General features: G+C 61.1%; 11 protein-coding genes. 8 read left to right on the top strand and 3 right to left on the bottom strand.

The annotated features are described in order from the left end of the window. Positions 1–23: 23 nt before the first annotated feature. The 3 genes from GR183_RS05690 to GR183_RS05680 form a co-directional block, all read right to left on the bottom strand. Complete coding sequence (locus tag GR183_RS05690) at positions 24–500, bottom strand: MarR family winged helix-turn-helix transcriptional regulator (protein ID WP_160774617.1); 477 nt, start codon at positions 498–500, stop codon at positions 24–26. A gap of 375 nt (positions 501–875) precedes the next feature. After that, a complete protein-coding gene (gene rhaI / locus GR183_RS05685; protein WP_160774616.1) occupies positions 876–2,162 on the bottom strand; it encodes an L-rhamnose catabolism isomerase in 1,287 nt (428 codons plus the stop codon). Positions 2,163–2,214: 52 nt separating this feature from the next. Further along, a complete protein-coding gene (locus tag GR183_RS05680) occupies positions 2,215–4,317 on the bottom strand; it encodes a bifunctional rhamnulose-1-phosphate aldolase/short-chain dehydrogenase (protein ID WP_160774615.1) in 2,103 nt (700 codons plus the stop codon). Between the two features lie 288 nt (positions 4,318–4,605). On the opposite strand from GR183_RS05680, the gene GR183_RS05675 reads away from it, so the two are divergent. The 8 genes from GR183_RS05675 to GR183_RS05640 all read left to right on the top strand — a co-directional run bounded on the left by GR183_RS05675 (position 4,606) and on the right by GR183_RS05640 (position 12,728). Continuing rightward, positions 4,606–5,421, top strand: a complete 816-nt coding sequence (locus tag GR183_RS05675; RefSeq protein ID WP_160774614.1) for a DeoR/GlpR family DNA-binding transcription regulator — start codon at positions 4,606–4,608, stop codon at positions 5,419–5,421. 49 nt (positions 5,422–5,470) lie between these two features. Further along, positions 5,471–6,469 carry a rhamnose ABC transporter substrate-binding protein gene (gene rhaS / locus GR183_RS05670; protein ID WP_160774613.1) on the top strand — a complete coding sequence of 333 codons (999 nt, stop codon included), beginning with the start codon at positions 5,471–5,473 and terminating at the stop codon, positions 6,467–6,469. A gap of 94 nt (positions 6,470–6,563) precedes the next feature. Then, the gene (locus GR183_RS05665; RefSeq protein ID WP_160774612.1) at positions 6,564–8,120 is read left to right on the top strand and encodes a sugar ABC transporter ATP-binding protein; all 1,557 of its coding nucleotides are present in this window, start codon (positions 6,564–6,566) and stop codon (positions 8,118–8,120) included. After that, a complete protein-coding gene (locus tag GR183_RS05660) occupies positions 8,117–9,100 on the top strand; it encodes an ABC transporter permease (protein ID WP_160774611.1) in 984 nt (327 codons plus the stop codon). The genes GR183_RS05665 and GR183_RS05660 overlap by 4 nt, the downstream gene beginning before the upstream one ends. Continuing rightward, positions 9,097–10,101, top strand: a complete 1,005-nt coding sequence (locus GR183_RS05655; protein ID WP_160774610.1) for an ABC transporter permease — start codon at positions 9,097–9,099, stop codon at positions 10,099–10,101. The genes GR183_RS05660 and GR183_RS05655 overlap by 4 nt, the downstream gene beginning before the upstream one ends. 3 nt (positions 10,102–10,104) lie before the next feature. Next, a complete protein-coding gene (gene rhaM, locus GR183_RS05650; RefSeq protein WP_160774609.1) occupies positions 10,105–10,419 on the top strand; it encodes an L-rhamnose mutarotase in 315 nt (104 codons plus the stop codon). Continuing rightward, positions 10,416–11,798, top strand: a complete 1,383-nt coding sequence (locus GR183_RS05645; RefSeq protein WP_160774608.1) for an FGGY-family carbohydrate kinase — start codon at positions 10,416–10,418, stop codon at positions 11,796–11,798. The genes rhaM and GR183_RS05645 overlap by 4 nt, the downstream gene beginning before the upstream one ends. Before the next feature lie 87 nt (positions 11,799–11,885). Further along, positions 11,886–12,728, top strand: coding sequence for a universal stress protein (locus GR183_RS05640; RefSeq protein ID WP_160774607.1), 843 nt, complete (start codon positions 11,886–11,888; stop codon positions 12,726–12,728). Positions 12,729–12,782: the final 54 nt, after the last annotated feature.

Raw genomic sequence — 12,782 nt, 5'->3', positions numbered from 1 at the left:
TTTGCGCGGATGGCCCTCCTGGGCTAGTCAGTCGAAGCGGCCTCTATCTTGTTCAGCAGTTCGACCAGTTTTGCCTGTTCCTCGGCAGTGAGCCGTTGAAGCAGGCGCTCCTCCGAGCGGCGTATGGCCGCTACAGCCTTGTCGAGCAGACGCTTGCCCCGCATCGTCGCGGTCAACGCGAACCTGCGGCGGTCCGTCTTCGACTTGGTACGGGTGACAAGCTCCCGCGTTTCCAGTTCGTCGATCACGACGACGATGTTCGAACGCTCCATGCTGAGCCGTTCCGCCAGCTCCGAAGGCGCGATGCCGGGATTGCGGACAATCACCGACAGGCCGCTGAAGGTGGGAATGCGAAGGTCGAGTTCCGCCACCGCAGCCTGGGCCGCGGGGTAGAGAACCATATAGGCCCGCTTGAGGTTGTAGCCGACGAACTCGCGAACGGCGCCTTCGTCCAGAGGTAGCTCGCCATCGCCATTCCGAGGCATTGCATCGAACGACATCATCATCCTCCCGTTAGGTGAACAATACTCGAATTATAGTTATAGTCAATAACTATTATCTCGGATAACCATTTTGCCTTCGAGCGGCCAACCCGGGCCGGCCTTGCCCGCAGGGGCGCGGCGGGGCGATGAACCTTACGAAAAATATTCGGCAGGGAATTAGAGAGGTCAGGCTTTAGGGGGCAGAAAAACTCCGCCCGTCGAATGAACGATCATCCGGCCGCCGATGCTTCGACGAAATGCCGACATCGTAGAAAATGACTTTAATTCAATATCTTAAATAATTTCCTTGTGACGAAATCCGGTTCAGATCCGGCGAAAAGGATATGCTCAGGACGTTGGTTCCGGGGCTATTTCCCAGTCCGGGAATACGCTCTATACGATGCCCCCGCCTGCACCGGTGACCGCAGGCCGTTCCATCGCGACCTTCGCCCGATAACCGGATGCCCGGTATGTGCCGACCGGATCGATGGCAGCGCCTTTTTCAAACCGGGCCATGGCGAGTATGGGCTCGACATCGGTACGGTAGGCGGCCTTGAGGGTGCTTGACGCCATCAACGCGTCGTTGTCCTGCTGGAAGCCTTCAAGCGCGTCACGATCGACGATGAGGGCCTGCGCATAGGCGCGCTGAACCTCCATCGCACTCGACATCAGGCTTTCGACCGGATCCGTCACGTTATGCGACTGATCGAGCATATGCGCCGGGTCGAAGCCCGGAGCATTGCGCTTTTCCGCGTCGACCAACTCATTGAAGACCAGAAACAGCCTGTAAGGATCGATCGCTCCGGTATCCAGATCGTCGTCGCCGTACTTGCTGTCGTTGAAATGAAAGCCGCCTAGCTTTTTGAACTGGATGAGGCGGGCGACGATCATCTCGATGTTCACGTTGGGCGCGTGGTGGCCGAGGTCGACAAGGCAATAGGCCCTGTCGCCGACTTCACGGGCGACCAGATAATTGGTGCCCCAGTCCTGAACGACCGTCGAGTAGAACGCCGGCTCGTAAATCTTGTGTTCGGTGAACAGGCGCCAGTCGTCCGGCAGAGCGGCATAGACCGATTTGACGGAGTCCAGGTAACGCTCGAACTGGCGCGTGAAATGGGCTTGACCCGGAAAGTTCGTCCCGTCCCCTACCCAGACCGTCAGCGCCTTCGAGCCGATCGCCTTGCCGATCTCGATGCACTCCAGATTGTGCTCCACTGCCTGCCTGCGGGTGGCGGCATCCGTGTGAGAGAGCGATCCGAACTTGTAGGAATGCTCCTGTCCCGGCTGGTCCTGGAATGTGTTGGAGTTCATGGCATCGAAATTGAGGCCGAGTTCGGCGGCCTTGGCGCGAAGCTCCCCCGGATCCGCCTTGTCCCACGGGATATGGAGCGAAACGCGAGGCGTTGCCCGCGTCAGTTCCTGGATGACCGCGCAATCTTCCATCTTGTCGAAGATATCGCGCGGCTCGCCCTCGCCCGGAAAGCGCGCGAAGCGCGTTCCGCCGGTGCCCACGCCCCATGAAGGAATGGCGACGCCGTAAGCCTTGACCTTTTCCTTGATCTCCCCGATCTCGATACCGCGCCGGGATAGCCGCTCGCCAAGCGTCTCGTAGTCCCTTTTCAGATCCGCGATGCGCGTCTCGTTTTCGCGCGCGATCACGCCCCTGTCCATCATCGCCATATCCGCCTCCCTGGATTGGTTTTCGTTCGGGCCATAGCCGCCTGAGTGACTTCTAGCGGGTGAAGGCCTGAACGTTGCCAGCGTCGACATTGACGATATTGCCGGTCGATTTGGCGGATGCCTCAGAGGCGAAGAAATAGGTTGCCTCAGCGATATCCTCAGGCAGTACGGACCGTTTCAGGAGCGAGCGCTGGCGATAGTGCTCCTCAAGTTCCGACGTGTCCTTGCCGTAGGCGTCCGCACGCTCCTTCAGCCAGTCGCCCGACCAGATCTTGGAGCCTTTAAGCACCGCATCGGGATTGACCACATTGACGCGGATACCCTCCGGCGCGCCTTCGAGCGCGAGACACCTTGCCAGATGGATTTCGGACGCCTTGGCTGTGCAATAGGCGCTTGCGCCCGGAGAGGCGGCAAGGCCGTTCTTGGAGGCGATGAAGATGATCGAACCGCCGATCCCTTGCGCCTTCATGATCCTGAAAGCCGCCCTTGAGACCAGGAAATATCCGGTCGAAAGGATCGACATGTTCTTGTTCCAAAGGTCGAGCGAGGTTTCCTCCACCGGCGCGGAGGATGCGATACCCGCATTCGAGACCAGAATATCGACACCGCCATACTCCACGGCCGCCGCGAGATAGGCCGCTTCCACGGCGTCCTCACGCGTCACGTCCATGGCGACGGCGCGCATGACATCATTCGAATATCTGCCGGAAAGCAGTTCCGCCGTTTCGCCAAGCGCCTGCCTGTCGATATCGGCGAGCACGACGCAGGCCCCTTCCCTCAACAGCCGGTCGGCGATCGCCGAGCCGATACCGCCGGCGCCACCCGTGACAAGCGCGATACGCCCGGCAAGGCTTTTCGGCTTCGGCATGCGCTGAAGCTTTGCTTCCTCCAGAAGCCAGTACTCGATGTCGAAAGCTTCCTGCTCGGGCAGTCCGCGGTAGGTCGACACGCTGGAAGCACCGCGCATGACGTTGATCGCGTTGGTATAGAACTCGCCGGAAATGCGCGCCGTCGCCTTGTCCTTGGCGAAAGTGATCATGCCAACGCCGGGAATGAGAAAAACGACCGGATTGGGATTACGCATCGGCGGGCTGCCCGGGCGCTTGCAGCGCTCGTAATAGGCCGCATAATCCTCGCGGTAGCGGGCGATCGCCTGCGAAAGCTCCTTAAGGGTCGCGCTTGTGTCAGGCCTTGCGGGATCGAAGCCGATCACGAGCGGGCGGATCTTGGTGCGCAGGAAATGATCCGGGCAGCTGGTGCCGAGTGCTGCAAGCTCCTTAAGCCGGCTGGAACAGACGAACTCCAGCACGCGCTCGCCGTCATCGAAATGCCCGACCATATGCTGGTCGGAACTGACCATGCCGCGAATGGCCGGCATCAGCGCACCCGCGATTTCGCGCCGTGCAGCGGCATCGAGCGGCTGGTGCTTCGCGCCACCGAACGCCGGTTTGCCCTCGCCCTTGCCCTCGAACCATTCGATCGCGCGATTGATGATCTCGACTGTCGTTTCGAAGCATTCGCGCGCCGTGTCGCCCCAAGTGAACAGCCCGTGGCTTTCAAGCACGACGCCGCGCGCATCCGGATTTTCCTGGCAGAACTTTTCCAGCCAAAGGCCAAGCTCGTAGCCGGGACGCTTCCACGGCAGCCAGCCGATTTCCCGCCCGAAAATCTCCCGCGTCAGTTCGCGGCTGTTTTCGGCAGCCGCAATCGCGATGATCGCATCCGGGTGCATATGGTCGACATGCGCCTTCGGCACATAGGCATGTAGCGGCGTGTCGATGGAAGCGGCGCGCTGGTTCAGGTTGAAGGTGCAGTGGGGCAGATAGCCCACCATCTCGTCCTCGAACTCGACGCCCCGGTAAATACCCTTCAGTGCCCTCAGCTTTTCCATGTAAAGCGTCGCGAAGCCGTCCATCGCGATGGTGCCGACATCGCCGCCCGATCCCTTGACCCAGAGGACTTCGACGTCCTCGCCCGTCAGCGGATCCTTCTGCATGACCTTCGCCGAAGTATTGCCGCCGCCGTAGTTGGTAACCCGCTTGTCCGAGCCCAGAAGATTGGAACGGTAGAGCAGCAACTCAGGCTCGCTCATTCCGGCGGCCCTTGCTTCATCCCACGCGATATTCAGGCGGGAAGCGGCGGCGGTCGTCAGCATGATGTCCTCCCTGCATCGACTGGCATTCGCATGTGCAACCGAACGCCATAAGCCGATTTCTTTCAAAGCCCCGGCGCATCCCGCTTGCGACGCTGCCGAACGCGAGACCTACCTCGGAAAAATGCCCGGGCGCTTTCGCATTTGCCCGTAAGCTCGCGAATATGCGTCAGGATGTCAATCATTTTCGATCATACTTGATCAACATATCGCAGTGCACGATTGAAAATGATCATTTGTGATTGACACTGCTTGAATTGAGTGGAAGTCTCGGCGACCGGGAGGACGGAAATGCACGAGAAGGAACGTCACAGGATCATTCTGTCGGCCATTCAGGAAAGGCCGGTCGCCACGGTTCTCGAACTCGTGTCGCTGACCGGCGCGTCCGAGGCCACGATCCGGCGTGACATCGCCACCCTCCACGTCCAGAAGAAGCTGCGCCGGGTTCGAGGCGGCGCAGAATCGATCAATCCGCCGCAGTTCGTCGGCCTCGCCGGACGCCCCTTCCGCGTCAATGAAGCGATCAACATTGCTCAAAAACGCGCAATAGCCCGCAAGGCCGTCGAACTTTGCGAGGATGGCGAGGCGATCATCATCAACGGCGGCACCACGACGTTCCAGATGGTGCATCCTCTCGCCAGCCGGCGCATGCAGATCTTCACCAATTCATTCCCGATCGCAGAACACCTGCTGAAGCACTCCAAGAACACGATCATGCTTTCGGGCGGTGCGATCTACCGCGAACAGAACATCATCCTAAGCCCGTTCGAGAACGACGTGACGCGGAACTTCTATGCGAAGCGAATGTTCATGGGCGCGCAAGGGCTCGGCCCCCTCGGGCTGATGGAGGCCGACCCGCTTTTGATCCAGGCGGAGCAGAAGCTCATCGGACAGGCCGACGAACTGGTCGTGCTGGTCGATTCCTCGAAATTCAAGAAACGCTCGAGCCTGATCCTGTGCCCGCTGACGAGGATTACGACCGTCATCACCGACGAAGGCATCCCCGATCGCGCGGCGCAGATGCTGGAAGATGCAGAAGTTCGCCTGATCGTGGCTCAAAGCGGGATCGGGCAGGAACGGGAAACGCAGGCGCCGGCCGCCGGCTGACACCGTTCGAAGAATTGAAAGTCCGGATGAACGCTCAAGGGAGGAAGATATGAGCATTCTGAAGAAACTGCTGACATCGGCCGTCATCGCGGCCACCGCTACGGCGATAGCGGGTTCCGCCCATGCGGAAGACAAGAGGATCGCCCTTGTCGTCAAGGCGCTCGGCATCGGCTTTTTCGAGGCTGCCGCGAAAGGCGCGGAGGAAGCCGCCAAGGAACTGGGCGACGTCGAGATCATCTACACCGGCCCGACCGACACCACGGCCGAAGGGCAGATCGAGGTCATCAACTCGCTCATCGCCCAGCGCGTGGATGCCATCGCGATATCCGCCAATGACCGCGATGCGCTTGTCCCCGCCCTGAAGAAGGCGATGGATCGCGGCATCACAGTGATTTCCTGGGATTCGGGCGTCGCGCCGGAAGGCCGCGAGATGCACTTGAACCCGTCGTCCAACGCGCTGATCGGCAACATGATCATCAAGCTTGCATCCGATCACCTGCCCGATGGCGGCGATGTCGCGGTACTATCCGCCTCCGCCACCGCCACGAACCAGAACACCTGGATTGAGGAGATGAACAAGGTCAAGGACAACTACCCCGGCATCAACGTGGTAGCGACCGTCTATGGCGACGACCTTGCCGACAAGTCCTACCGCGAAGCGCAGGGCCTGATGCAGACGTACCCGGACCTCAAGGCGATCATCGCTCCGACATCGGTCGGCATCGTCGCCGCCGCACAGGCCGTGACGGACGCCGAAAAGGCAGGCGAAATCAACGTGACCGGCCTCGGTCTCCCCTCCGAAATGGCGGGGCACGTGAAATCGGGCGCTTCCAAGTCCTTCGCGATCTGGAACCCCATCGACCTTGGCTACTCGGCAACGATGATCGCCTACAACCTCGCGACGGATAAGGCGAAAGCCGAGCCCGGCGCCGAAATCCCGATGGGGCGCATGGGCAGCGTGAAGCTCGACGACAACAACGAGGGCGCCATGGCGGATCCCTTCGTCTACGACGCGTCGAACATCGACGAGTTCAAGGACATCTTCTGACCCTGCCACATCGGTGAAAAAATCCGGCGCGTCGACAGGTTGACGCGCCGGAGAAGCGAAAAGACCAAATCAGGAATTGCGCCGGGGGGAGGTTATGCTCGCCAGTTCGCAGGCCATCGCCGCAGAGGATGGCAACGCCACGGCCGTGCCCGGCAAGCTGCTCTTGTCGCTGAGCGGCATCTCCAAGGAATTTCCCGGCGTCAGGGCGCTGTCGGAGGTTTCGCTCGATCTTTATCCGGGCGAAGTGACGGCTCTGGTCGGCGAGAACGGGGCCGGAAAATCGACGATCGTCAAGATACTGACCGGCATATATCAACCCGACGGCGGAACGATAACGATAGACGGCGAGGAGGTTTTCTTTCCAACCGCCCACGCGGCGTCCGACGCCGGCATTACCGCCATCCACCAGGAAACCGTGCTGTTCGACGAACTGACGGTCGCCGAAAACATCTTCATCGGTCATGCGCCGAAGGGACGCTTCGGCCTGATCGACACCGCGCGGATGCACCGCGACGCGAAATCCCTGCTCGAACGCATCGGCGCGACCATCGATCCGGGCGCGCGCCTGCGCGACCTCGGCATTGCAAACCGGCACCTCGTCGCCATCGCCCGCGCGCTCTCGGTCGATGCGCGCGTCGTCATCATGGACGAGCCGACGGCAGCCCTCTCCCACAAGGAAATCTCGGAACTCTACGACCTTGTCGAGAAGCTCAAGGCGGACGGCAAGGCAATCCTGTTCATCTCCCACAAGTTCGACGAAATATTCCGCATCGCCGACCGCTACACGGTGTTCCGCGACGGCGAACTTGCCGGGTCGGGCACGATGGCGGATGTGAGCGAAGACGAACTGGTGCGCATGATGGTCGGCCGTTCCGTCGATCAGATCTTCCCCAAGCAGCAGGTGGCGCTTGGCGAGGAAGTGCTGCGGGTCAGCGACTATTGCCACCCGAGCGAGTTCGACAGCATCGGCTTTTCCCTGCGCAAGGGCGAAATCCTCGGCTTCTACGGGCTCGTCGGCGCCGGGCGCAGCGAGTTCATGCAGGCGCTCTTCGGCATTACGAAACCTTCGCGCGGCACCGTTTCGATCGAAGGACGGAATATCACGATCAACTCGCCTGCCGATGCGATCAGTGAAGGCATCGTCTACGTTCCGGAGGATCGCGGAAGGCAGGGCACCGTCATCGGCCTACCGATCTTCGAGAACGTGACGCTGCCTTCTCTTTCCAGGACATCGCGGCACGGTTTCATTCGCCTCGCCGAGGAATTCAGCCTCGCGCGCAAATACACCTCGCGGCTCGACCTTCGCGCGGCCTCGCTCGATCAGGACGTCGGCAATCTGTCCGGCGGCAACCAGCAGAAGGTGGTGATCGCCAAGTGGCTCGCCACGGAGCCGAGCGTCATCATCCTCGACGAGCCGACGAAGGGCATCGACATCGGCTCCAAGGCCGCCGTGCACGAATTCATGAGCGAACTGGCGGCGAGCGGTCTCGCGGTCGTCATGGTCTCTTCCGAAATTCCGGAAATCCTCGGCATGTCGGACCGGGTGATCGTGATGAAGGAAGGGCGGATCGCAGCCGAACTGACGGGCGAGGGCATGAACCCGGAAAGCCTCGTACGCGCCGCGGCGGGAATTGCGGAGGCCGCGAAATGATCCAAAACGCCGTCAAATCGCGCGAGGCTATCCTGGCGCTCGCCATCCTCGCCATGACGGGCCTGATCGCGACCCGCTTTCCGGGTTTCATTCGTCCCGCCAACCTCGCGAATGTCTTCAACGACACGGCACCGCTGATCATCCTTGCGCTCGGCCAGATGGTGGTCATCCTGACGCGCTGCATCGACCTTTCGGTTGCCGCGAACCTAGCACTTACCGGCATGATCGTCGCCACCATCAACACCGTCGCGCCCGACATCCCGATAGGGCTCATCATCGCGATCGCAATATCTCTCGGCGCGTTGCTGGGCGCCTTCAACGGCATCCTCGTATGGAAGCTCGATATTCCGCCGATCGTCGTGACGCTGGGAACGATGACGATCTACCGGGGCATCATATTCCTCGTCTCGGAAGGCCAATGGATCAACGCCCATGAAATGAGCGAGCCCTTCAAGCATTTTCCCCGCGCGACGATAGCCGGCCTGCCCGTGCTTTCATGGATCGCGATCCTGTGCATCACGCTGTTTGCGGTGATTGTCGCCCGCACGCCTCTGGGTCGTGCTTTCTTCGCCGTCGGCGGCAACCCCAATGCCGCCGTCTATACGGGCATCGACGTCGGCTTTACCCGCTTCATGGCCTATGTCTTCGCGGGCGCCCTTTCCGGCCTGACCGGCTATCTCTGGGTCGCGCGTTACGCGGTCGCCTATGTCGATATCGCCGGCGGGTTCGAGCTTGAGGTCGTCGCGGCCTGCGTGATCGGCGGCGTTTCGATCGCCGGCGGCATCGGCTCCGTCGCGGGGGCGGTTTTGGGCGCGCTTTTCCTGGGTGTCGTCAAGAACGCCCTTCCCGTCATCAACATCTCACCCTTCTGGCAACTGGCGATCTCGGGCTCCGCGATCATCATCGCCATCGCCTTCAATGCCCGCGCCCAACGGCAAAAGGGCCGCGTCATCCTCAAGACAGCGGAGCACGCGACATGAGCGAAACCGCCGCCGGCCCCCGCGAGATTCCCGATCGCCTTTCTTCACCCATTCAGCGTCTCACCGGCAGTTGGGAAACTCTGCTTCTGGCGGTCGCCATCGCGGTGTTCTTCGTCAACACCATGGCGTCGCCCTATTTCCTCGATCCGTGGAACCTTTCCGACGCAACGTTCAACTTCACCGAAAAGGCGATGATCGGCTTCGCCATGGCGCTGCTGATCATCTCCGGCGAGATCGACCTTTCCGTCGCCTCGATCATCGCGCTTGCCTCCACCGCCATGGGCTTTGCCGTCCAGCTTGGTTTCGATACGTCGGCACTTGTCGCCACAGGCCTTTTAGTCGGCCTTGTTTGCGGCGCCTTCAACGGCGCGCTGGTGACCGGCCTCGGCCTGCCGTCGATCGTTGTCACCATCGGCACGATGAGCCTTTTCAGGGGCATTTCCTATATCGTGCTCGGCGATCAGGCCTATACCGGCTACCCCTCGAGCTTCGCCTATTTCGGGCAAGGCTATGTCTGGTGGGTGTTCTCGTTCGAGCTTGCGCTTTTCGCGGCGCTTGCCGTGATCTTCGCGGTCCTCCTTCACAAGACGAACTTCGGCCGCGCCGTCTACGCAATCGGCAACAATCCGACCGGAGCGCTCTTTTCCGGCATTCGCGTGGGCCGCGTGAAATTCATCCTGTTCCTGCTGACGGGGCTCATGTCCGGCATCGCCGCCATCTGCCTGACCTCGCGGCTCGGCTCGACACGACCATCCATCGCCTTTGGCTGGGAACTGGAAGTCGTCACCATGGTCGTGCTCGGCGGCATCAACATACTCGGCGGATCCGGCACCATCCCGGGCGTCGTGCTCGCGGCCATCGTCATGGGCATGGTGACCTTCGGCTTCGGCCTTCTCAACGTACCGGGCATCGTCATGTCGATCTTCATCGGCGCGCTTTTGATCGCCGTCATCGCACTGCCGCGCATCTGGAGACGCATCTCCAAGGGCACGAGGGCCTGAACGATGGAGAAATACGCCTTCAAGATGAAGCTTCGTCCAGGCTGCGAGGACGAATATCGAAAGCGCCACGACGAGATCTGGCCTGAACTCGTCACGCTCCTGAAAGAAGCCGGCATATCCGACTATTCCATCCACCTCGACCGGGAAACCGGAACCCTTTTCGCCGTCTTGTGGCGGTGGGACGGTCACACGATGGATCGGCTGCCGCTCGATCCGGTCATGCGGCGCTGGTGGGACCATATGGCGGATATCATGGAAACGAAACCGGATGGCGAGCCTGTCGCGATTCCGCTCGAAACGATGTTTCATATGCAATGAAAGAACTTTCCGAAATCCGCCATGCCGCGGTTGTCGACATCGGCAAGACAAACGTGAAGCTTGCGGCCGTCGACCTCCAAAACCTTGAGGAGACGAGCGTCATCACGCGGGCGAACACCGTGTTGAACGGCCCGCCCTACCCCCACTACGACACCGAAGGCATCTGGCAATTCATCCTGGAAGGCTTGCGCGAACTCAACAGCGGCGGGCGGATCGATGCGATCACCGTCACGACCCACGGCGCATCCGGCGTGATGCTGGATGAGGCCGGAGAGTTGGCCACCCCCGTTCTCGACTACGAGTATGAAGGCCCCGACGATCTGGCCGCCGAGTATGACGCGATACGCCCCGATTTCGCCGAGACGGGCTCTCCGCGCCTGCCGCTCGGCCTCAATCTCGCGGCACAGTTCCACTGGCTTCTCGCCACGGTTCCCGCCCTGCGGGAACGAACCGCGACGGTGATGACCTATCCGCAATACTGGGCCTATCGCCTCTGCGGCGTGCCGGCGAACGAGATGACGCCGCTCGGCGCGCATACCGACCTCTGGAACCACCGGGAGCAGCGCTTTTCCTCGATCGTCGCGAAGCTTGGGCTTGAGGAAAAGATGGCGCCGCTTCGCAGGGCCAGCGACCGCCTGGGCCGGGTCCTGCCGGGTGTTGCCGGGAAGACGGGCCTATCCGCCGATACGTCTGTCTTTTGCGGAATTCACGATTCCAACGCTTCGCTGCTCCTTCACCTCAAGAGCCGGGAAGCACCTTTCTCGGTCGTTTCGACAGGCACCTGGGTGATCGCCATGGCGATCGGCGGGCGGACCGTCCACCTCGACCCCGCGCGCGACTGCCTGATGAACATCAACGCTTTCGGCGATCCGGTTCCATCCGCCCGCTTCATGGGCGGGCGCGAATACGAGCTGATGGGAGGGGACGCGAACGTCCAACCGACCCCGGCAGATATCGAGGAGGTGTTGAACAACGACATCATGCTGCTTCCCTCCGTCGATACCGGATCTGGCCCCTTCATCGGAAGGACGGCATCATGGGCCCCGGAGGAACCGGCACAAGGTTCGGGCAAGCGTTCCGCGGCGCTTGCCTTCTATCTGGCGTTGATGACAGCGCATTGCCTGGATCTGATCGGCCATCGGGGCGAGATCGTGGTCGAAGGCGCGTTCTCGCGCAACGACGCCTACCTGGCGATGCTCGCCGCCGCGACGGATGCGCCGGTTCATGCGTCCGTCTCGGCAACTGGCACGAGCGTGGGGGCTGCGTTGCTGATTCTCCCGGCCTCGCAATCAATCGTCACCGGTTCGCAGCAGCCGGTGACGCCGCTGAGCGGCGGGAGAAACTATATGCGCCGCTGGAAAGAGCGCATTTCCGCCTGATCCGGCGACCTCAATTCATCTTGTTTGAAGCATGGGATGCGCGCGATACTGCATTTCTGGAGCTTTTACCTTCCGGAGATTACGAGGATGCCGTTCAAGACCCTGCTGGCGCTGACGGAGATCGAAACCGGACCGGCCCACCTTGAACCCGCCATTTCGATCGCAAGGGAAAATGCCGCGCATCTTTCGGTTTTGATCGTGGGCGAAGTCCCGCATCTGCCGTTCTACGGTTATGGCGGGCATGGATATGTCGATATATGGGCTGAAGAGTGCAAGCAGCGCGAGGCGGTTTTGAAGGCCGCCGCCGAAGAGATGAACACGAGGCTTGCCCGCGAAGGCCTGTCCTTCGACATACGCCCCCATTTGTCTCATCCCGAATCTGAAGACAACCTCATCGCACGCCATGCGATCTACTGCGATCTAGCAATCGTCCTGCGTTCCCGAAAGGGCGAACTGAATTCGGTGGAAGCCAAGGCGATCGACGGTGCCTTGTTCGAATCCGGCAGACCCGTTCTTTTCGTCCCGCAAACCGATGGCCCGATCACCTTGGGCGAACGCGCGCTGATTGCCTGGAATGCCCATCGCGAGGCCGCACGCGCGACTTCCGACGCCCTGCCCTTCCTGATGAGCTCCGGGGTTGTCAATGTCCTGATTGTCGATCCGGTTGTCGGAGACGACGATCATGGGGAAGAACCCGGTGCGGATATCGCGGCAGTCCTTTCCCGGCATGGGCTGAATGTCAGCGTATCGAGCGTCGCCTCCGCGGGCCGGCCCGTCTCGCAGGTCCTTCTCGAAAAGGCACGAGACCTCGACGTCGACCTGCTGGTCTTGGGTGCCTACGGTCACTCCAGGTTCCGCCAGAATATTCTAGGCGGCACGACCAGGGAGATGCTGGAAAACAGCAACGTGCCGCTCCTGCTTTCGCATTGACCGCACACACGAGAGCGAGGAACGCCGGCTGAAGCTTCCTACGTCCCCGAGAGC

Source organism: Stappia sediminis (assembly GCF_009826895.1).
Classification (GTDB): domain Bacteria; phylum Pseudomonadota; class Alphaproteobacteria; order Rhizobiales; family Stappiaceae; genus Hongsoonwoonella; species Hongsoonwoonella sediminis.
The sequence above is the reverse complement of the archived record's forward strand: the minus strand, read 5'-3'. Positions and strand labels throughout refer to the sequence as shown.